At 72.1% G+C, this 20,611-nt stretch carries 19 protein-coding genes; 13 read left to right on the top strand and 6 right to left on the bottom strand.

The features are described 5' to 3' along the window. The first annotated feature begins 449 nt into the window (after positions 1–449). From glmS to tsaE, 8 genes are read left to right on the top strand one after another with little or no spacing between them, the layout of a single operon-like run. Positions 450–2,309 carry a glutamine--fructose-6-phosphate transaminase (isomerizing) gene (gene glmS, locus ACWEVP_RS10980; RefSeq protein ID WP_452062367.1) on the top strand — a complete coding sequence of 620 codons (1,860 nt, stop codon included), beginning with the start codon at positions 450–452 and terminating at the stop codon, positions 2,307–2,309. A 15-nt stretch (positions 2,310–2,324) separates the two neighbouring features. Further along, positions 2,325–3,764 carry an NAD(P)H-hydrate dehydratase gene (locus ACWEVP_RS10985; protein WP_452062368.1) on the top strand — a complete coding sequence of 480 codons (1,440 nt, stop codon included), beginning with the start codon at positions 2,325–2,327 and terminating at the stop codon, positions 3,762–3,764. Positions 3,765–3,820: 56 nt separating this feature from the next. Next, positions 3,821–4,654 carry a DeoR/GlpR family DNA-binding transcription regulator gene (locus tag ACWEVP_RS10990; protein WP_452062369.1) on the top strand — a complete coding sequence of 278 codons (834 nt, stop codon included), beginning with the start codon at positions 3,821–3,823 and terminating at the stop codon, positions 4,652–4,654. Beyond that, on the top strand, positions 4,644–6,074 hold the full coding sequence (xylB, locus tag ACWEVP_RS10995; RefSeq protein WP_452062370.1) for a xylulokinase: 1,431 nt from the start codon (positions 4,644–4,646) through the stop codon (positions 6,072–6,074). Before ACWEVP_RS10990 ends, xylB begins: the two co-directional genes overlap by 11 nt. Before the next feature lie 3 nt (positions 6,075–6,077). Next, a complete protein-coding gene (locus ACWEVP_RS11000; RefSeq protein ID WP_452062371.1) occupies positions 6,078–7,166 on the top strand; it encodes an ABC transporter ATP-binding protein in 1,089 nt (362 codons plus the stop codon). A gap of 29 nt (positions 7,167–7,195) precedes the next feature. Then, positions 7,196–8,311, top strand: a complete 1,116-nt coding sequence (gene alr, locus ACWEVP_RS11005; protein WP_452062372.1) for an alanine racemase — start codon at positions 7,196–7,198, stop codon at positions 8,309–8,311. Continuing rightward, on the top strand, positions 8,308–9,405 hold the full coding sequence (locus ACWEVP_RS11010) for an alpha/beta fold hydrolase (RefSeq protein WP_452062373.1): 1,098 nt from the start codon (positions 8,308–8,310) through the stop codon (positions 9,403–9,405). The genes alr and ACWEVP_RS11010 overlap by 4 nt, the downstream gene beginning before the upstream one ends. Then, a complete protein-coding gene (gene tsaE, locus ACWEVP_RS11015; protein WP_452062374.1) occupies positions 9,402–9,863 on the top strand; it encodes a tRNA (adenosine(37)-N6)-threonylcarbamoyltransferase complex ATPase subunit type 1 TsaE in 462 nt (153 codons plus the stop codon). The genes ACWEVP_RS11010 and tsaE overlap by 4 nt, the downstream gene beginning before the upstream one ends. 31 nt (positions 9,864–9,894) lie before the next feature. Here tsaE and ACWEVP_RS11020 read toward each other — a convergent pair whose 3' ends face one another. From ACWEVP_RS11020 to ACWEVP_RS11030, 3 genes are all read right to left on the bottom strand, one after another. Further along, entirely contained in the window at positions 9,895–10,857 is a 963-nt protein-coding gene (locus tag ACWEVP_RS11020; RefSeq protein WP_452062375.1) for a serine hydrolase, read from the bottom strand. Between the two features lie 67 nt (positions 10,858–10,924). Beyond that, the gene (locus ACWEVP_RS11025; protein WP_452062376.1) at positions 10,925–12,256 is read right to left on the bottom strand and encodes a carboxyl transferase domain-containing protein; all 1,332 of its coding nucleotides are present in this window, start codon (positions 12,254–12,256) and stop codon (positions 10,925–10,927) included. Next, the gene (locus ACWEVP_RS11030; protein ID WP_452062377.1) at positions 12,249–13,673 is read right to left on the bottom strand and encodes an acyl-CoA synthetase; all 1,425 of its coding nucleotides are present in this window, start codon (positions 13,671–13,673) and stop codon (positions 12,249–12,251) included. Before ACWEVP_RS11030 ends, ACWEVP_RS11025 begins: the two co-directional genes overlap by 8 nt. 99 nt (positions 13,674–13,772) lie before the next feature. Here ACWEVP_RS11030 and tsaB point away from each other — a divergent pair, with 99 nt between their 5' ends. The 3 genes from tsaB to tsaD are packed head-to-tail and all read left to right on the top strand — an operon-like array spanning position 13,773 to position 15,960. Continuing rightward, positions 13,773–14,438, top strand: coding sequence for a tRNA (adenosine(37)-N6)-threonylcarbamoyltransferase complex dimerization subunit type 1 TsaB (gene tsaB / locus ACWEVP_RS11035; protein WP_452062378.1), 666 nt, complete (start codon positions 13,773–13,775; stop codon positions 14,436–14,438). Continuing rightward, the gene (gene rimI / locus ACWEVP_RS11040; protein ID WP_452062379.1) at positions 14,435–14,914 is read left to right on the top strand and encodes a ribosomal protein S18-alanine N-acetyltransferase; all 480 of its coding nucleotides are present in this window, start codon (positions 14,435–14,437) and stop codon (positions 14,912–14,914) included. Before tsaB ends, rimI begins: the two co-directional genes overlap by 4 nt. Then, complete coding sequence (gene tsaD, locus ACWEVP_RS11045; protein WP_452062380.1) at positions 14,914–15,960, top strand: tRNA (adenosine(37)-N6)-threonylcarbamoyltransferase complex transferase subunit TsaD; 1,047 nt, start codon at positions 14,914–14,916, stop codon at positions 15,958–15,960. The genes rimI and tsaD overlap by 1 nt, the downstream gene beginning before the upstream one ends. A 185-nt stretch (positions 15,961–16,145) precedes the next feature. Here tsaD and wecB read toward each other — a convergent pair whose 3' ends face one another. The 3 genes from wecB to ACWEVP_RS11060 all read right to left on the bottom strand — a co-directional run bounded on the left by wecB (position 16,146) and on the right by ACWEVP_RS11060 (position 18,353). After that, positions 16,146–17,297, bottom strand: coding sequence for a non-hydrolyzing UDP-N-acetylglucosamine 2-epimerase (gene wecB / locus ACWEVP_RS11050; RefSeq protein WP_452062480.1), 1,152 nt, complete (start codon positions 17,295–17,297; stop codon positions 16,146–16,148). Positions 17,298–17,393: 96 nt separating this feature from the next. Next, positions 17,394–17,573, bottom strand: a complete 180-nt coding sequence (locus tag ACWEVP_RS11055; RefSeq protein WP_247015003.1) for an LPXTG cell wall anchor domain-containing protein — start codon at positions 17,571–17,573, stop codon at positions 17,394–17,396. A 12-nt stretch (positions 17,574–17,585) separates the two neighbouring features. Beyond that, a complete protein-coding gene (locus ACWEVP_RS11060) occupies positions 17,586–18,353 on the bottom strand; it encodes a choice-of-anchor P family protein (protein WP_452062381.1) in 768 nt (255 codons plus the stop codon). Positions 18,354–18,715: 362 nt separating this feature from the next. Here ACWEVP_RS11060 and xrtP point away from each other — a divergent pair, with 362 nt between their 5' ends. Both xrtP and ACWEVP_RS11070 read left to right on the top strand, forming a co-directional pair. Then, positions 18,716–19,225, top strand: coding sequence for an exosortase P (xrtP, locus tag ACWEVP_RS11065; RefSeq protein WP_452062382.1), 510 nt, complete (start codon positions 18,716–18,718; stop codon positions 19,223–19,225). Then, on the top strand, positions 19,222–20,598 hold the full coding sequence (locus tag ACWEVP_RS11070; RefSeq protein ID WP_452062383.1) for a glycosyltransferase: 1,377 nt from the start codon (positions 19,222–19,224) through the stop codon (positions 20,596–20,598). The genes xrtP and ACWEVP_RS11070 overlap by 4 nt, the downstream gene beginning before the upstream one ends. Positions 20,599–20,611 lie beyond the last annotated feature (13 nt).

Consider the following 20,611-nt stretch of genomic DNA (forward strand, 5'->3'; position numbering starts at 1 on the left):
CCGCACCGACGGCCGGCCGGCGCACCGGAGACGGGCGCCCGCCGGCTGGTGGGCCGCGCCTGCCGCCAGCACCGCCGCGCCCGGCTGCGGCGCCGGCCGCGTCACGGGTTCCCGGATTGGTCGCCATCGCCCGCTCCGGCGGGCACGGAGCCAGGAACCAGAAGACCGGCGGCCGGAGAGCAGACAGCACCCCCCAGCCACCCAGGCCTCCCGCAACCCCGATCCGAAGCCAGAACACGGACGGCAGCGCCGGGTCAAGGCACGCTTTCCCGCCTTGACGCGGCGTTGCCGTCCGTAGTCACAATGGGCGAGCGGGGTGGCGGGCCCAAGACCCACACGTGTGGGTTACAAAGCATTGGTCCGGACCACCGCGACAGCGATACCCCCAGGTGAAAGCCCCTTTCCAGACCCCGTCAACCCGCCGAATATCCCTCGTTAGGCTGGTGCGCGTGTGTGGAATCGTGGGATATGTCGGGCACCGCCCGGCTCTGGACGTCGTCCTCGGCGGGCTCCGGCGCATGGAGTACCGCGGTTACGACTCGGCCGGCATCGCCGTGCTGGACGGCGGCAAACTGACCGTCGAACGCAAGGCCGGCCGCCTCGCCAACCTGGAAGCCGAGCTCGACAAGGTCGGCCGGGAGACCATGAGCGGCACCGCCGGGATGGGCCACACCCGCTGGGCCACCCACGGCGCGCCGATCGACCGCAACTCGCACCCGCACCGCGACACCACCCAGCGCGTCGCCGTCGTGCACAACGGCATCATCGAGAACTTCGCCACCCTCCGCGCCGAGCTGGAGGCCGACGGCGTCGAGATGGCCAGCGACACCGACAGCGAGACCGCCGCGCACCTCGTCGCCCGCGCCTACGCCGAAGGCGACACCAAGGGTGACCTCGCCGCCAGCGTCGCCGCCGTCTGCCGGCGGCTCGAAGGCGCCTTCACCCTCGTCGTGACGCACGCCGACCAGCCGGACACCATCGTGGCCGCGCGCCGGTCGTCGCCGCTGGTCGTCGGCGTCGGCGAGGGGGAGCACTTCGTCGCCTCGGACGTCGCCGCCTTCATCGAGCACACCCGCGAGGCCGTCGAACTGGGCCAGGACCAGCTCGTCGTCATCACGCGCGAGGGCTACGAGGTCACCGACTTCCACGGCGACGCCGCCCAGGCCAAGCCGTTCACCGTCGACTGGGACCTCTCCGCCGCCGAAAAGGGCGGTCACGAGTACTTCATGCTTAAGGAGATCGAGGAGCAGCCGGAGGCGCTGGCCAACACGCTGCGCGGCCACTTCGAGTCCGGCCGGATCATCCTCGACGAGCAGCGCATCTCCGACCAGGACCTGCGCGACGTGGACAAGGTCTTCGTCGTCGCCTGCGGGTCGGCGTACCACTCCGGCCTGGTCGCGAAGTACGCCATCGAGCACTGGACGCGGCTGCCGGTCGAGGTCGAGCTGGCGTCCGAGTTCCGCTACCGGGACCCGGTGCTGGACCGCGACACGCTGGTCGTCGCGGTGAGCCAGTCCGGCGAGACGGCGGACACGCTCGAAGCCGTCCGGCACGCGCGCGAGCAGAAGGCGCGCGTCCTGGCTGTCTGCAACACCAACGGCGCGCAGATCCCGCGTGAGTCCGACGCCGTCCTCTACACCCACGCCGGCCCCGAGATCGGCGTCGCCTCGACCAAGGCGTTCCTCGCCCAGATCGCGGCCAACTACCTGGTCGGCCTGGCGCTGGCGCAGGCGCGCGGCACGAAGTACCCGGACGAGGTCGCCCGCGAGTTCGCCGAGCTGGAGGCCATGCCCGCGGCCGTCCAAAAGGTACTGTCCACTGTGGAGCAGACCCGTGACCTCGGCCGCCGCATCGCGGACTCGCGCGCGGTGTTGTTCCTCGGCCGCCACGTCGGCTTCCCGGTCGCCCTCGAAGGCGCGCTGAAGCTCAAGGAACTCGCGTACATGCACGCCGAGGGCTTCGCGGCCGGCGAGCTCAAGCACGGCCCGATCGCGCTGATCGAAGAGGGCCTGCCGGTCGTCGTCGTGATGCCGTCGCCCAAGGGCCGCGCGGTGCTGCACTCGAAGCTCGTGTCGAACATCAGCGAGATCCAGGCGCGCGGCGCCCGCACGATCGTGATCGCCGAAGAGGGCGACGAGACCGTCCGGCCGTTCGCCGACGAGCTCATCGAGGTCCCCGCGGTGCCGACGCTGCTGCAGCCGCTCGTCTCCACGGTGCCGCTGCAGGTGCTGGCCGCGGAGATCGCCCGCGCCCGCGGGTACGACGTCGACAAGCCGCGTAACCTGGCGAAGTCCGTCACCGTCGAGTAAGCGGGAGGCCCCGCCGTGCAGGGAATCTGGACCACGGAACGGATTCGCGAGGCGGAGGGGCGGGCGTTCGCCGTCACGCCGGAAGGCGAGCTGATGCGGCGGGCGTCCTTCGGGCTCGCGGTGCACATCGCGGACTTCCTCGACGACCACACCGGTGGCGTGTCCGGCCGCCGGGTCGTGCTGCTCGTCGGCTCGGGCGACAACGGCGGCGACGCGCTCTGGGCCGGTGCGTTCCTGCGCCGTCGCGGCGTGGCCGTCACGGCGATCCTGCTGAAGCCCGGGAAAGCCCACGCCAAGGGACTCAACGCGCTGAAGCGGGCCGGAGGCCGTGCGGTGCCCGCCGAAGAGGGTCCACAGTGGATCGAACGGGCGGATGTCGTGGTCGATGGCATCGTCGGCATCTCCGCCCAGGGCTCGCTGCGGCCGGACGCCGCGCGGCTCGTCGAGCTGGTCGAGGCGCCGATCGTCGCGGTCGACCTGCCCAGCGGCGTCGACCCGGACACCGGCGCGGTCGACGGCCCGGCGGTCAAGGCGGCCAAGACCGTCACGTTCGGCGCGCTCAAGCCGGTGCACGCGCTCGCGCCCGCCCACTGCGGCGAAGTCGTGCTGGTCGACATCGGTCTCGAACTCACCGACCCGGACCTGCGGCGCCTCGACATCGTCGACGTCGCCGCGGCCTGGCCGATCCCCGGCCCGGAGGACGACAAGTACAGCCAGGGCGTGGTCGGGATCGCGGCGGGCTCGGCGACGTACCCGGGCGCGGCGGTGCTGGCGGCGGGCTCGGCGGTCCGCGCGACGGCGGGCATGGTCCGCTACGCCGGCCACGCGGCCGACGTCGTCCGGGCGCAGTGGCCGGAGATCATCGCGACGGGCACGGTCGCGGACGCGGGCCGCGTCCAGGCGTGGGCGGTCGGGCCGGGCATCGGCACCGGCTCGGAAGTCCGTGACGTGCTGCGGCACGTCCTGGGCCAGGGCGTCCCGGTCTGCGCGGACGCCGACGCGACGACGATCATCGCGAAGTCCCCGGAGGTCCTGGACGCACGTGACCCGGACACCCCGCTGGTCCTGACCCCGCACGCGGGCGAGTACGAGCGCCTGATGGGCCGGAAGCCGGGCGCGGACCGCGTGACGGCGGCGCGCGACGCGGCGAAGAAGTACGACGCGGTGGTGCTGCTGAAGGGGCATGTCACGGTGATCGCGGCCCCGGACGGCCGGGTCGCGGTGAACACGCCCCGCGGCGCCTGGCTGGCGACGGCGGGCTCGGGCGACGTCCTCTCCGGGCTGGTCGGGTCACTGCTGGCAGCAGGCCTGGACCCGTGGCTGGCGGCGGCCGCCGCGGCTCACGTCCACTCGCTGGCGGGGGCGATCGCGGCCCAGAACGCCCCGACGTCGGCATCGGGCCTGGTCCACGCGATCCCGGAGGCCATCCGGTTGATCCGCTCGCTAACCTCCTGAGAAGAGTTATCGAGTTCTCTGTTAACTCCGGACGATAAATCTGGTAAGAATGCCGTGTGAGCGGCGGCACAGCACCCGGAGACCGGAAGACCCGGCCGTCCGACGCCGTCGTCGAACAGCGGCGGCAGGACATCCTCGACCACGTCATCGAGCACGGCGAAGCTCGCATCGACGACCTGACCAGCCGGTTCAAGGTCAGCCTGATGACCATGCACCGCGACCTCGACGACCTCGCCGAGCGCCGCCTCCTGCGCAAGCTGCGCGGCAAGGTCGAGGCGTACCCGGCGCTGACCATCGAGACCGCCGCCCGCTTCCGCGACACCCTCCACCACGACGAGAAGGACGCTCTCGGCGAGGCCGCCGCGAAGCACGTCCAGCCAGGGCAAACCGTCTTCGTCGACGACTCGACGACCCTCCTCCCGCTGGTCAAGCGCCTGGCCGAGATCGACGCTCTCACCGTCGTCACCAACTCGCTGCACGCCGCGCGCCTGCTGGGCCCGAAGAACGACGTCGTGCTGGCCGGCGGCCGGTACTCGCCCGAGTACGACTCCTGCGCCGGCCCCGAGGTCCTCAACCTGCTGGACTCCATCCGCGCCGACGTCTCGTTCGTCTCGGTCACCGCCGTCGCCGTCGGGCGGCTCTTCCACCCCGACCGCGACTACGCCGAGCTCAAGAAGGCCGCGCTCAAGGTCGCGAACCAGAACGTCCTGGTCGTCGACCACTCGAAGTTCGGCCGGACCGCCACCTACGCGCACGGCGACGTCGGCGACTACGACCTGCTGATCACCGGCGAAGCCACGCCCACCGAGGAGATCGAGGCCGCGCTCAACGCGGGCACCGCGATCGAGATCGTCGAACACGTCGCAGAGGGGCAGCCCTATGACAGCTGAACTGGTCGCCGGCATCGACTCGTCCACACAGTCGACCAAGGTCGTCGTGTGCGACGCCGAAACCGGCGAAATCGTCCGCACCGGCCGCGCGCCGCACCCCGAGGGCACCGAGGTCGACCCCGCCGCCTGGTGGGACGCCTTCGGTGAGGCGACGAAGGGCCTGCTCGACGACGTCAAGGCCATCGGCGTCGGCGGGCAGCAGCACGGCATGGTCACCCTCGACGAGGACGGCGAGGTCGTCCGGCCCGCGCTGCTGTGGAACGACACCCGCTCCGCGCGCGCGGCCCTCGACCTCGTCGACGAGCTCGGCGGGCCGTCGGTCTGGGCCAAGTCCGTCGGCTCGGTGCCGGTCGCCAGCTTCACCGTCACGAAGCTGCGCTGGCTGGCCGACAACGAGCCCGAGCTCGCCGACCGCGTCGCGCGCGTCCTGCTCCCGCACGACTGGCTGACCTGGAAGCTCACCGGCGGCGACCCGGTCACCGACCGCGGTGACGCCTCCGGCACCGGCTACTTCTCGCCGTCCGACAACGCCTACCGCCTCGACGTCCTGAGCCACGCCTTCGGCGGCCGGACGCCGGAGCTGCCCACCGTGCTCGGCCCGGCCGACGCCGCCGGCCACACCGCGGACGGAGTGCTCGTCTCGGCGGGCACCGGCGACAACATGGCCGCCGCGCTCGGGCTGGAACTCAAGCCCGGCGACGTCGTCGTCTCGCTCGGCACCAGCGGCACCGTGTTCGGCGTCGCCGAGAAGGGCGCGGCCGACGCGTCCGGCGAGGTCGCCGGGTTCGCCGACGCCACCGGCCGCTTCCTCCCGCTGGCCTGCACGCTCAACGCCGCCCGCGTCCTCACCGCGACGGCGTCGATGATCGGCGCGACGCTGAGCGAGTTCGACCGTCTCGCGCTGACCGCGGAGCCGGGTTCCGGCGGCCTGACCTTCCTGCCCTACCTGGACGGCGAGCGCACCCCGAACCTCCCCGGCGCGACCGGCTCGCTGAGCGGGTTGACCAGGGACAACATGACCCCGCAGAACCTCGCGCGCAGTGCCGTCGAAGGCATGCTCTGCGGCCTCGCCGCCGGGCTCGACGCGGTGCGCGCGCACGGCCTCGACGTCGAGCGCGTGCTGCTGATCGGCGGGGGCGCGCAGTCGGCCGCCGTCCGCGCGGTCGCGCCGCTGGTGTTCGGGGTGCCCGTGCAGCTGCCCGAAGTCGCCGAGTACGTCGCCATCGGGGCGGCGCGCCAGGCGGCGTGGGCGTTGGCGTCCAGCGCGGAACCCCCGTCCTGGCAGAAGAACCAGAAGCTCCGGCTCGAGCTGGACGAGCCGACCGAGGCGCAGCGCGCCGAGGGCCACCGGATCCAGCAGCGCCACCTCGAAGCCCGCGAAGCGGCTTACGGGGTCCGGCGGAATCTCGGAGAGGACTGACCGATGGCTTCCATCACCTACGACAAGGCGACCCGGCGCTACCCCGGCGCCGAGCGCCCCGCGGTCGACGCGCTGGACCTGGAGATCGCCGACGGCGAGTTCCTGGTGCTGGTCGGCCCGTCCGGCTGCGGCAAGTCGACCAGCCTGCGCATGCTCGCCGGCCTCGAGGACATCGACGACGGCGCCGTCTGGATCGGCGACCGCGACGTCACCCAGCTGCCGCCGCGCTCGCGCGACATCGCGATGGTGTTCCAGAACTACGCGCTGTACCCGCACATGACGGTCGCCCAGAACATGGGCTTCGCGCTGAAGATCGCCGGCCGCCCCGCGTCCGAGATCAAGCAGAAGGTCCTCGAGGCCGCGAAGCTGCTCGACATCGAGCAGTACCTCGACCGCAAGCCGAAGGCGCTCTCCGGTGGTCAGCGCCAGCGCGTCGCGATGGGCCGCGCGATCGTCCGCGAGCCGCAGGTCTTCCTGATGGACGAGCCGCTGTCGAACCTCGACGCGAAGCTGCGTGTCTCGACGCGTACGCAGATCGCCGCGCTGCAGCGCCGCCTCGGCGTCACGACCGTGTACGTCACGCACGACCAGGTCGAGGCCATGACGATGGGTGACCGCGTCGCGGTGCTCTCGGACGGCCTGCTCATGCAGTGCGACACCCCGCGCGCGCTGTACGACAAGCCCGCAAACGCTTTCGTCGCCGGGTTCATCGGCTCGCCCGCCATGAACCTGGTCACCGCGAAGCTGACGGCCGACGGCGCCGAGGTCGGTGGCGCGCGCGTGCCGCTGACCCGCGAGATCATCGCGGCGGCCGACGGCGACACCGTGACCCTCGGCTTCCGGCCGGAGGCCCTCGAGGTCGCCACCGGCGAAGGCACCCTGCCGATCAAGGTGGAGCTGGTCGAGGAGCTCGGCTCGGACGCCTACGTCTACGGCAAGCTCGCCGAGACCGACGCGGCCGACAACAAGTCCAACGTCGTCGCCCGGGTCGACCCGCGCACGCCGCCCGCCATGGGCGACACGCTCAACCTGCGGATCCGCCCCGACGAGCTGCACGTGTTCTCGGCCACGTCCGGGCTGCGCCTGCCCTGACCTCGGGTCATGGGAAACTGGGAGTCGCCATGACTCCCAGTTTCCCGCGTGCCCAGGTCGACATCGACCTCGACGCGATCCGCCACAACCTCACCCTGCTGGGCGCTCGCGCGCCCGGCGCCGAGGTGATGGCCGTGGTGAAGGCCGACGCCTACGGCCACGGCGCGCTGCCGGTGGCGCGCGCCGCGGTCGAGGCCGGGGCGAGCTGGCTCGGCACCTGCTCGCTCGGCGAAGCCCTCGCCCTGCGCGAAGCCGGCATCACGACCCGGCTGTTCAGCTGGCTGGACACCCCGGACGTCGACTTCGCGCCGGGCATCGAAGCCGGTGTCGACCTGGCGGCCAGCTCGCTGGGTGAGCTACGCCGCATCGCCGAAGCCGCGAAGCCGGGTACCCGGGCGCGTGTGCACCTCAAAATCGACACCGGGCTCTCGCGCAACGGCTGCCCGCCGTCCGCCTGGGCCGAGCTGGTCGAAGCGGCGGCCGCCGAACCGCGCGTCGAGGTCGTCGCCATCTGGTCCCACCTCGCGTGCGCGGACGAGCCGGACCACCCGGCGACCGACCTGCAGGCCAAGCGCTTCGCCGAGGCTTACGACGTCGCCCGCGCCGCCGGACTCGACCCGAAGCGGCACCTGGCGAACTCCGCGGCCCTGCTCACCCGGCCCGACCTGCAGTTCGACATCGTGCGCCCGGGGATCGCGATGTACGGGCTGAACCCCGTGCCGCAGGCCGAAAACCTGCGCCCGGCCATGACGTTCCGGTCCGCGGTCGCGCTGGTCAAGCGGGTCGAAGCCGGCGAATCGGTGTCCTACGGGCACACCTGGACGGCTCCGCGCGACACGAACCTGGCGCTCGTCCCGGCCGGGTACGCCGACGGCGTCCCGCGGTCGCTGTCCGGCCGGATGGACGTGTGGCTCGGCGGACGGCGCCGGCCGGTCGCCGGGCGGGTCTGCATGGACCAGCTGGTGGTCGACTGCGGGGACTTCGAACCCGCCGTCGGCGATGAGGTCGTCCTGTTCGGTGCCGGCGCGCACGGCGAGCCGACGGCCCGGGAATGGGCCGACAAGCTGGGCACCATCGACTACGAGATCGTGACTTCGATGTACCGCCCGCGGGTGCGGCGCCGGTATCTGGGGGACCGCTCGTGACACCTTCACGACGACTGCTGGCCATCGCCGGCGGGGTCGGGGCCCTCGCCACGGGGACCGCCGCCGCCGCAATCGTCGCCGCGCAGCAGCGGCGGCACAGTGAGGATCCGTACGTGGACGAGCCGCTGGGGGAGCTGAAGCCGGACCGTGCCTCCACGGTCGCGGCCGAGGACGGCACGCCGCTTTCGGTCGAGGAGATCGACCCGGAGGACGGCGGCGAACCGGAACTGACTGTCGTGGGCGTGCACGGCTTCGCGCTTTCGCGGCGCTGCTGGCACTTCCAGCGTCGCGACCTCGCGAAGCTCAGCCTGCCGCGCGTGCGCCAGGTGTACTACGACCACCGCGGCCACGGCCTGTCCGGCGCGGCGTCCGCGGAGACGTCGACGATCGAACAGCTCGCCCGGGACCTCGACTGCGTGCTGCGGTCGGTGGTGCCGGAGGGGCCCATCGTGCTGATGGGGCATTCGATGGGCGGCATGGTCATCATGGAGCTGGCCGCGGAGTTCCCCGAGCTGTTCGAAGACCGCGTCTGCGGGGTCGCGTTCATCGCGACGGCGGCGGGCGAAGTCGGTGCACGCGGGCTGCCGCGTTCGCTGCTCTCGAAGTACAACCCGCTGACGCGCGCGGCCGGCGGTCTGGCGGGCTGGCAGCCGGGGCTGGTCGAGTTCGTCCGCGCCGCGGGCGGGCAGCTGACGCGCCAAGCGGTGCGACGGCTGGCGTTCGGCAGCCGCGACGTCGCGCCGCGCCTCGTCGACTTCATGCTCGAAATGCTGGAAGTGACGCCGGTGCGCGGGCTCGTGAACTTCGTCGACACGCTCGGCAGCCACAACCGCTACGCCGCGCTGGCCGGCTTGAAGCACGCGGAAGTGCTGGTCATCGGCGGTGATTCGGACCGGTTCACGCCGTTCTCGCACGCCGAGCGGATCGCGGCCGAGCTGCCCGACGCGGAGCTGGTCCGCGTCCGCGGCGCCGGCCACATGGTCCAGCTCGAGCAGCCCGAGCTGGTCAACAGCCATCTGATCGATCTCCTGCAACGCTGTTCCGGTGCGGACGGCGAATCCTCGTCCCGGCGAACCTGGTGGTGGCAGCGTTGAGTTTCGTTTTTCCCACGCCCGAAGAGACCATGGACTTCGGGCGCGTGCTCGGCCGCGCGCTGCGCGCGGGTGACCTGGTGCTGCTGGCCGGGCCGCTCGGCGCGGGCAAGACGACGCTGACCCGCGGCATCGCGGACGGCCTCGGCGTCGGCGGCCGCGTCAGTTCCCCGACGTTCGTCCTGGCCCGCGTCCACCCGGCGGGCGCTTCCGGGGTGCCGCTGGTGCACGTGGACGCCTACCGGCTGGGCGGAGACCTGTCCCAGCTGGACGACCTGGACCTGGACACGGACCTGGAGCGCTCGGCGATCGTGGTCGAGTGGGGCGAGGGGTCCGCGGAACGGCTGTCGGAGGACTACCTCGTCGTGCGGCTGGACCGCCGTGAGGACGACGTCCGCGAAGTGACGCTCGAACCGCACGGCTCCTGGGCGGACCGGGTGCCGGAGCTGGTGCGGGCCTGAGTCCGCACCAGCTCCGAGACTCCCTGGCCGCTCAGCCGCCGTTGTACTGCTGGTAGGCCGGCGCCCGGAAGGCCCTGGTGCCGGCGCCCGCGATCTTGTCGACCGCGCGCAGGAACTTCGGCCCCATCTTCGCGGCGGCCTGCCGGACCGGGTGCGTGGCTCCGAAGTCCTCCGGGTTCGCCTGGCCGTGCGCGAACATCGAGTAGATCACCACCGGCTTGCCCGCGCCGTCGAACATGATCCCGGCCTCGTTGCGGCCGTCGTTCAGCCAGCCCGCCTTCGTGGCGATCCGCGCCCGGTCGACGGACGACATCTCCCGGCGGATCCCGTCGGTGAACGCCACCGGCGACCGCAGGATGGACAGCAGGTACTCCGTCGACGCCGGGCTCAGCAACGTGCCCGCGACCAGCGCCTTCAGCAGGTCGTGGGTCTCGCGCGGAGTGGTCTGGCCGAGGAAGTAGCGGTTCGGGTTGGCCACCGGCGTGACCTGGGTCTTGGGAAAGCCCTTGCTGACCAGGATCTGGTTGATCTCGGCCGCCGGAACCACGAGCCCCACCAGCCGGACGCACGTGTCGTCCGAAACCGTGAGGAACAGCGACAGGACGTGGCCCAGCGTGAACGCGCTCGGGTACGCCTTGTCCAGGATGATGATGCCGTCGCCGCCCGGCACGACGATGCTCTCCGGCACCTGGACCTGCTGGTCCAGCGTGAGCAGGCCACGGTCGATCTTGTCCAGCAAGGTGACCGCGACGGCCACCTTGTTGACGCTGTACGCCTCGACGACCTCGTCGGATGCCACATCGACGGCCACCTGGTCGGCCACGCTGATGTAGGAGTTCCAGATGCCGCCGGCCTCAGCGGCGGCGGCGTCGTAGACGCGCTTCACCTTCTGCGTGGCCCGGTCCGGTGTGGCCGGGCTGGCCTCGATGTCCGCTTCCTGCGCGAACGCGGGAGAGCCGGTCAGAACGCTTCCAGCGACGACAGCGGTCCCCACACCGAACGCCGCTCGTCTGTTGAGTTGATTCCCCATCGCAAGATCCAACCACGGATGGACGCGGGTGCTAACCCCCTTCGACACTCACGATCGCCCGCGCGACGCCCAGGTCCACGAGGTCCTGGGGACGCAGGTGGAGCTGGTTCGCGATGTCCGGGACCTCCGAAGCCGGCCGCTTGAGGATCGCCGCCGCGGCCTCGGGGGACGTCACCGAGAAGTACGCGTCCGGGGCCACCCACGTCGAGCCCAGCGCCGCGAACGCCAGCGCCCCGCCCGAGCCGCCTTCGCCGATCACCAGCGTCGTCACCGGGGTCGACGCCGTCGCGACCGCTTCGAACATCGCCGCGATCGCGCCGCCCGCACCCGCCTGCTCGGCCGCCGCGTCGTTCGCCGCGCCCGGGGTGTCGACCAGGGTCAGCACCGGGATTCCCAGCCGGGAGGCCAGTTGCACCACCCGCGCCGCCGTGCGGAAACCCGCCGGTGACGTCGGTGTGCCGCACTGCGCCGCGTACGCGATCGTCCGGCCGTCGCGCCAGCCGAAGCCGCACGCCACCCCGGGGTCGACGCCGCCGGCCCGATCGCCGCTGACGTCTTCGCGCCAGTCGAAGTACGCGTCGAGGTACTCGGCCGCCCGGGCCCGCCGAGGGGAACGCGCCGCCTGAACCGCTTCCCAGCCCGTCGACGGCACGGCGGCCGGCCGCAGCGCGGTGGGCGGGGGAGCCGCCGCCGACGAGCGGGCCGTCAGCAGCCGCAGCCACCGCTCCAGCACCTCGCCGAGCTGCTCCGGCGCCACCAGGGCGTCGACCTGGCCCCACTCGTACTTCGCTTCGGCCGTGTAGGCCTCCGGCGAACCGGCCGGACGCACCCGCGAGCCCGCGAAGCCGACCTGCGCGTCCGGCAGCGCGAGGATGACGTCGGCGCCCGCGCCGAGCGTCGCCCAGCCGCCGCCGGTCGTCGGGTCGCGCAGCACCGAGATCTGCGGGATGCCCATCGACCGCGTCAACGCCGCCGCCCGCGCCACCCGCTGGAGCTGCAGCAACGCGCGCATGCCCTGCTGCATGCGGCTGCCGCCGGTCGAAATCAGCGACACCACCGGGAGCCGCGCGTCACGCGCGTGCGCGAAGGCCGCCTCGATCCGGTCGCCGGTGCGCTGCCCGAGCGAGCCGCCGAGGAAGCCGAACTCGAACGCGATCAGCACGGCTTCGACGTCGCCGATCTTCGCCGTCCCGCAGACGACCGACTCCTTTTCGCCGGTGCGCTCCTCCGCGGCCGCGCGCGCGGCGCGGTAGCCCGGCCAGTGGATCGGCCCGTCAGCCGGCTCGTCCCGCAGCGGCGTCGGGAACTCCGTGAACCCGTTCGCGATCGCGCCGACGACCTCGCGCGCCGGCTGCCTAGACACCGAGCGCCCGCTTCATGACCTTGCACATGTCGTTGCGCGGCAACGCCTCCAGGTACCGGACGACCCGCGGGCGCTTGTGCGGCGCGAGCAGCTTCGCGACGTGGTCGGCCAGCTCGTCGGCGGCCGGCGGCTCGCCGGAGGGCACGATCCACGCGACGATCCGCTCGCCGAGGTCGTCGTCCGGCTCGCCGGTGACGGCGGCCTCGGCGACGCCGGGGTGTTCGAGCAGCGCGTTTTCGATTTCGCCCGCGCCGATCTTGTAGCCGCCGCTCTTGATCAGGTCGGTCGCCTTGCGCCCGACGATCTTCACGTACCCATCGGTGTCGAGGGTGGCCATGTCGCCGGTGCGGAACCAGCCGCCGTCGAACGCGGCTTCGGTCGCGTCCGGCCGGTTCAGGTACTCGGTGAACAGGTTCGGGCCGCGCACCTGGATCTCGCCGACGGTCTCGACGTCCTCGACCACTTCACCGGCTTCGCCGACCAGCCGCAGCTCGACACCTCGCAGCGGGACGCCGACCGTGCCGGGCTTGCGCTCGCCGTCGGCGCGGACGCTGGTGTTCATCAACGTCTCGGTCATGCCGTAGCGCTCGACGACCTGCTGGCCGGTCGCCGCGGTGATCCGCTGGTGGTCGTGCACCGGCAGCGCCGCGGACCCGGACACCAGGAGCCGCGCGCTCTTGAGCGCGTCGGCCAGCGCGGCGTCGGAACCGACCTCGCCGGCGATCCGGTGGTACATGGTCGGGACGCCGAACAGCATGGTCGCGCCGTTCGCCAGTTCGCGGGCGACGCCTTCGGTCGAAAACCGGCCGAGGTGGCGAACCGAACCGCCGCGGCGCAGCGGGCCGAGGATGCCGAGGATCAGGCCGTGCACGTGGAACAGGGGAAGCGCGTGCACGAGGACGTCGCCGTCGGTCCAGCCCCAGGCGTCTTCGAGGGCGTCGAGCGTGGTCGCGAGCGCGCGGCGGGGGAGGACGACGCCCTTCGGCGGCCCGGTCGTCCCCGACGTGTAGACGACCAGCGCGGGTGTCTCGGGGTCCGGCTCGTCCGCGATGGGTGTCTTCTCGCCGGTCAGCGGGATGTCTCGCCGCGGCAGGCCGGCCAGGCCCGCGGGCAGCTCGACGCCGGGTTCCGCGAGCACCAGCTGGGGCTCGCTGTCGGCGAGGATGTGCGCGAGCTCGCGCTCCCCGATCTTCGGGTTCAGCGGCACGGCCGGGACGCCGGCCAGCAGCGCGGCGACGACCGCGACGCTGGTGTGGACGGTCGGGGTCGCCCAGACGGCGACGCGGCCGCGCGGCAGCTCGGCGGCGAGTCCCCCGGCGACGGCGGCGAGGTTGTCGTAGGTGAGCACGTGGTCGCCGAAGCGCAGGGCCTCTTTGGCGGAACCGTCGGCGAGGGTGGGGAACAACGGGGCGGGCACCGCGGGGACCTCCCAGAGTCGGACTCCATCCGCACGTTACCGTGCGGTTCGATCCCCTGCAGCGAGGTGTCGAAGACCCTGGTCGTACGCTTGCTCACCGTGTTGGTACTGGCGATCGATACCTCGACCCCGGCGGTGACCGCGGGCGTCGTCGCGGTGGACGACAGCGGGGTCGAGACGCGCGGAGACCGCGTCACGGTCGATCCCCGCGCCCACGGCGAACTGATCATGCCGCACGCCCTGGCGGCCGCCGAAGCGGCCGGGGTGACCCTCAAGGACCTCGACGCGATCGTCGTCGGCGTCGGCCCCGGGCCCTTCACCGGCCTGCGCGCCGGGATGGCCACCGCCGCCGCCCTCGGACACGCGCTCGGCCTGCCGGTGTACCCGGTCTGCAGCCTCGACGCGCTCGCCGCCGACGTCGCCCCGGGCGACAGCGCTTTCCTCGTGCTCACCGACGCGCGCCGCCGCGAGGTCTACTGGGCGGCCTACGACGCCGCCGGGACCCGCACCGACGGCCCGCACGTCCAGCGCCCGGCCGACCTCGGGACCGACGTCAAGGTCGCGGCGGGTGACGGCGCCGTGCTGTACGCCGACGCGCTCGACGTCCGGCCGGTCGAGCCGCGCTTCCCGTCGCCCGCCGGGCTGGTGAAGGCCGCCCGCGCCGCGTTGCTCGCGAAGGAAACGCCGGCGCCGCTGACGCCCCTGTACCTGCGCCGTCCCGACGCCGCCGAGCCCGCGGCGCCGAAACGGGTGACCGCGCCGTGAGACTCGAGCCGCTGCGCCGCCGGGACATCGCCCGGTGCGTCGAGATCGAGCAGATCCTCTTCCCCGGCGACGACCCGTGGAGCTCGCGCGCGTTCCACTCCGAGCTGGACGCGGGCAACTTCTACCTGGCCGCGCGCCCGGACGAGGGCGACGAGCTGCTCGGCTACGCCGGCCTGGCCGTCGTCGGGCGGCGCCGCGGCGAGTACGAGGCGACCGTGCACACCATCGGTGTCGCGCCCGAGTACCAAGGCCAGGGCATCGGCAAGGCGCTGCTGCGGGCGCTGCTGGAGCGGGCCGACGAGTTCGAGGCGCCGGTGTTCCTCGAGGTCCGCACGGACAACGAGACGGCTCTCGGGCTGTACGAGAGCCACGGCTTCGAACGGCTCGGCATCCGGAAGCGCTACTACCAGCCCTCCGGCGCCGACGCGTACACGATGGTCCGCCCGGCGCGGACCCGAGACGAGGTAGCGGGCTGATGTCACGCATCATCATGGGCATCGAGAGCTCGTGCGACGAGACCGGCGTCGGCCTGGTCCGCCTGCACGACGACGGCACGGTGGAGCTGCTCGCCGACGAGGTCGCCTCCAGCGTCGAGCAGCACGCCCGCTTCGGCGGCGTGGTGCCCGAGGTCGCGAGCCGCGCGCACCTGGAAGCGATGGTGCCCACGACCACCCGTGCCTTCGAGAAGGCCGGGCTCGCACTGTCCGATGTGGACGCGATCGCGGTGACGGCCGGGCCGGGCCTGGCGGGCGCGCTGCTCGTCGGCGTCTCGGCGGCGAAGGCGTACGCGACGGCGCTGGACGTGCCGCTCTACGGCGTCAACCACCTGGCCGGGCACATCGCGGTGGACACGTTGCAGCACGGGCCGTTGCCGACGCCTTGCCTGGCGCTGCTGGTTTCCGGTGGGCACACGCAGCTGCTGCGCGTCGACGACATCGCGTCGGAGATCGTCGAGCTGGGGTCCACTGTGGACGACGCGGCGGGCGAGGCGTACGACAAGGTGGCGCGCGTGCTCGGCCTGCCGTACCCGGGCGGCCCGCCGATCGACAAGGCGGCGAAGAACGGCGATCCGGCGGCGATCGCGTTCCCGCGCGGCATGACTGGTCCGCGGGACGCCAAGAACGACTTTTCCTTCTCAGGGTTGAAGACTTCGGTCGCCCGCTGGGTCGAAGGCGCTTCTCGCCGGGGTGAGGAGATTCCGGTGGACGACGTCGCTGCGTCGTTCCAGGAGGCGGTCGCGGACGTGCTGACGATGAAGGCGGTTCGTGCGGCGAAGGAGCAGGGGATCGGCACCATCGTGATTTCCGGTGGTGTGGCGGCGAACTCTCGGTTGTCTTCGTTGGCGGCCGAGCGCTGTGCCGCGGCGGGGATCGAGCTGCGGGTCCCGCGGCCGCGGCTGTGCACCGACAACGGGGCGATGATCGCCGCCTTGGGGGCGCATGTTGTTGCGGCCAAGCGGCCGACTGCTCCGCTGGACTTCAGTGCGAATCCGGCCTTGCCGGTGAATGTGGTGTCGCTCTAGGCGTTCGGAGGCTGCCGCCACCCCGCTCGCCCATTGTGACTACGGCCGGCAGCACCGCGTCAAGGCGGGAAAGCGTGCCTTGACCCGGCGCCGCCGGCCGTGTTCTGGCTTCGGATCGGGGTTGCGGGGGGTCTGGGTTCCGTGGTGGTGGGGGGTGCGTGTCCCGGCGCGTCGCGTCTCGTCCGTCAGGAAGCCGCTGCGTGCTTGTGCGCCGGGGCACCTACGCCCAGGAGTTCCTCGATCGCCGCGACCGCCAGTGCCGCCGCATTGCCTTCGCCGTAGGGGTTTCCGACCTGCGCCGGCCGCAGTTCCCCGCTCAGCAGTCGGGCCGCCGTGTCCGCTATGCGTGACGTTTCCGTGCCGACCAGCCAGGCGCAGCCCGCGTCCACCACTTCCGTCCGCTCGGTGACGTCCCGCAGGACCAGCACCGGCGTCCCGAACGTCGGGGCCTCCTCCTGGATTCCGCCGGAGTCCGTCAGCACCAGCGATGCCAGCCGCAGCGCGCGGACCAGGTCCGGGTACTCCAGCGGGTCCGTGACCGTCACCCGCGGCAGGCCACCCAGAGCCGCCTCCACCTGGGCGCGGACCTGCGGGTTCGGGTGGGCCGGGAACAGCACCTGCACGTCCGGGTGCTCGGCCACGATCAGCTGCACCGCCGCCAGGGTCCGCTCCAGCGGCTCGCCCCACGACTCGCGCCGGTGGGACGTCACGAGCACCAGCCGCTCGGCCGCCTCCGCGATCTCCATCTCCAGCAACGCCAGCGCCGTGTCGCGCGCCGGGAGGTCGCGCGCCGCGATCTCCAGCACCGCGTCGACGACCGTGTTGCCCGTGACCGCGATCCGTTGCCGCGCAACGCCTTCCGCCCGCAGCTCGGCCGCCGCGCCGAGGGTCGGCGCCAGGTGCAGCGCCGCGAGCCGGGACACCATCTGCCGCGCGCCCTCCTCCGGGAACGGCGCGGTGAGGTCGTGCGTGCGCAGCCCGGCCTCCAGGTGCACCACCGGGATGCCCAGCCAGAACGCGGCGAGCGCGCCCGCGAGCGTCGTCGTCGTGTCGCCCTGGACGACGAGCGCGGCCGGCGCGTGCCGGCGCAGGACGTCGTCGAGTGCGGGCAGCAGGCCCGCGACGAGCTCCGCCTGGCCGCCGGTCACGCGCGGCGGCACGTCCAGCCAGGCGTCGACGACCAGGCCGAACGGCGTCAGCGCCTGCTCGACCATGCCCGCGTGCTGCCCGCTGTGGACCAGGACCGGCCGCAGGGCCGGGTGCTCGTCCAGCGCGAGCGCCAGCGGTGCGAGCTTGAGCGCTTCCGGCCGCGTCCCGGCCAGCAACATCACGTCCACCCCGCGGTGCCCCTTCTCCACATAGTCCAGTGTCCAGCAAAACTTCCACCGCGGGGCCGCCGGCGTGCGAGGGGCGCACGCCGACGGCCCCCTTTCTCAATCCCGCGCCTGGGAGAGACGGCGGTTGCGGCGGTGGACGGCGATCAGCGCGACGGTCCCGAGCAGGACCAGGAGCACGCCGACGGCCAGCCACCACCCGATGTCGGCGCCGGTGGCGGCGAGGGTGCCCACGCCACCCCCGGCCACGCCGACGCCCGCGCCCGGCATCTTGTACATCGCGGGCCTCGCTCAGGCCTGCGCGGAGCGCCGGCGGTAGATGCGCGTGCCGACCGGCACCGCCACGGCGCCGAGCAGGCCGAGCCCGATCCACAGACCGGCGCCGGACGCCAGCGGCATCGGCGGCGCGGCCGGGCCGCAGGTCGCCGACGACACGATCACGTCGCCCGAGCCGAGCGAACCGACCACCCCGCCGAGCAGCTTCACGTGGATGGCGTTGACCGTGAGGCTGCCGTCGGGGTTCTTGATCTGCTCGTTGAGGATGATCGTCGCGATGTTGATACCGGCGATCCCGACCTTGACCTGGGTGTTCGGCGCGGGGCTGGCGTCGACGGTGCCGATGCTCCCGAGCTTCGCGTCGGCCAGCGTGCTGCTGCCCTTGACGCCCGCCTGGGTCGCGGTGCACACGGCCTCGACGGTCTTGATGCCGACGTCGCCGAGCGCGGCCTTGAGCAGCGGCAGGCCGACGTTGGCGGTGGTCGCCTTCGCGGTCACCGCGCCGGAGTTGTCGTCGCGCTTGGCCTCGGTCGCGATCACGCCGGCGGTCAGGACGCCGGGCACGGCGGCGCTCGCCAGCGTGCTCGTCGTCGGGCCGGCGGTGTTCGCGGCCGCGAGCGGCCCGACGTGCACCGCGGGCTGGCCGAGCAGCGTCACGTCGACCTTCACGCCGTACGCCGACCCGTCACCGGGCGCGGCCGAAGCGGGCGCCGCGCCGGCGAGCACGAAGCTCGCCACGACCGCGGCGAGCAGGCCACCGCGGCGCGCGAGGGAGCTCTTCATCAACTGGTCCTCCGAATTCGCTGGGTTTCCCTGAAGTTCGCGTGACGGCGGCGCGGATCGAACCGGCTTGCCTCGACTCGGCACGCGAATCGACTATCGCGAAGACCGGCTCGAATAGCACACAAAATTTCCCGAATCACCGGATCGGGTATTCCGCGGCGCCGTTTGTGCTGGTCGTCGTGGGATCACCCGGTCGGCCTAGCAAGTTCGCGGCGAAAACTGCCGAATGGCGATCCCAAACCACACCTCCGAGTGGAGCGGTGCGGCACTTGTGTTCTACGCTCGCCCGGGGTCCGCAGCTGGAACGAAAAACCGACTTCGAGAGGACCGTCGTGGCCGTAGCGAGCGCTCCGAACTCTGGCATGGCAAGGTTCCCGCTGGTCATCGCGCTGGGTGCGCTGGCGGCCGCGGGAGTCGCGGTCGTGCTGGCCGAGCGGTTCTACCGCGAACTGGAAGTGCGGCTGGCGGGCGCGATCCTCGACGTCATCACTACATCGGGTGTTTATGTCGCCCCCGATCGTGAGTCCGTTTACTTTGGGTTGAGCAGTGCTGCTCCATTCGGGTTGAGAATGACTCCGGAATGCTCTTCGGCGTTTCTTTTGCTGCCGCTGCTCGTTGTGACCATGGTCATGTTGTATTTCCGGCCGTCGAATGCGAAGCGGCTCTTCTTTTCTCTGGGCATTTCCGCGCTCGTCGTAGTGCTGGTGAACCAGCTGCGCATTCTCACGATCGTCGGGCTGGTCCACGGGTTCGGCACCGACGAGGGCTACTACTGGGGTCACACGCTGCTGGGCTCGATGGTGAGCGTGTTCGGCGGTGCCGTCTCGATCGTCCTGTTCGTCTGGCTGGCCACCCGGAAGAAGAAGGCATGAGCGTCAAGGTCCTGCTGGCGATCACGCAGGCGTTCGCGCTCACGATGAGCGTGGCGTTCCTGGTGTACGTCGTGGTCATCGTGGTGCCCTACCTGCGCCGCAAGCCGGCCCCGGTCGGTGACCCGGCCGACTTCACGTGGCACTTCTTCGTGCCGTGCCGCGACGAGCAGACGGTGATCCGCGAGACGATCCGCTACCTGCGCACGACGTTCCGCAAGGCGCACGTCTGGGTCGTCGACGACGACTCCGAGGACCGCACCGCCCGCGTCGTCCGGATGCTCTGGCGCCGCCACGGCGGCTACGACCCGTACCTGCACCTGGTGCCGCGCGTGCGGCCGGAAGCCCGGACGGGCAAGGGTGACGCGCTCAACGCCGCCTACCGGGCCCTGAACGACTGGATGGGCCCGGACGCCTCGCGAGACGACGTCGTCGTGGTGGTCGTCGACGCCGACGGCCGCCCCGCCCCGAACTGCCTGGAGGTCTGCGCGGCGGACCACCTCTTCGGCGACCCGGAGATCGGCGCGGTCCAGCTGGACGTGTGGATGAGCAACGTCGGGACGCCGCCGCCGTCGCGCAACCCGGTCGGCCGCTGGTTCGGGCTGAAGCTCGCCCAGCTGCAGGACCTGGAGTTCCGCACGGCGATCGCGGCGATCCAGACGTCCCGCGGCTTCACCGGCACGATCTCCATGGGCGGCAACGGCCAGTTCACCCGGCTCACCGCGCTCGATTCGATCGCGGGTGACAGCGAAGAGCCGTGGCGCGGCTCGCTGCTGGAGGACTTCGAACTGGGCGTCCACCTGCTGACGGCCGGCTGGCGCACCGGCTTCACCCCGGACTCCCACGTGGCGCAGGAAGGCCTGTACAGCCTGCGCCGGTTCCTGGTGCAGCGCACGCGGTGGGGCCAGGGCACCATGCAGTGCGCCCGCTACCTGCGCCGGATCTGGGACTCACCGCACGTCAGCACGCTCGGCGCGGCGGAGATGATGTACTACCTCGCTCAGCCGTGGCTGCAGCTGCTCGGCTCGCTGCTGTACCCGATCCCGTTCGTCCTGCTGGTGGTGAGCACCGCGGGCGACCCGGCGCAGATGTGGACGTGGTTCACCGGCGGCGCGTGGATCCTGTTCGCCATCTACGGCTCGTTCGGGCTGCTGCCGTTCCTCGTGTGGGGCCCGATCTACCAGCTGAAGTGCCTGCGCAGCGGGAACATCCTGCGCGGCATCGGCCTGGGCTTCGCGTACGCGGCGTACATCTACACGTTCTACGTGACTTCGTGGCGCGCGCTGTTCCGGCTGGTCCGCGGCCGCAACGGCTGGGCGAAGACGCGCCGCAACACCGAGCAGGCGGCGGGGGCGAAGGTCGCGCTCGACGCGTGAGCGCGACCTCCGC

This window comes from Amycolatopsis sp. NPDC003865, assembly GCF_053605345.1.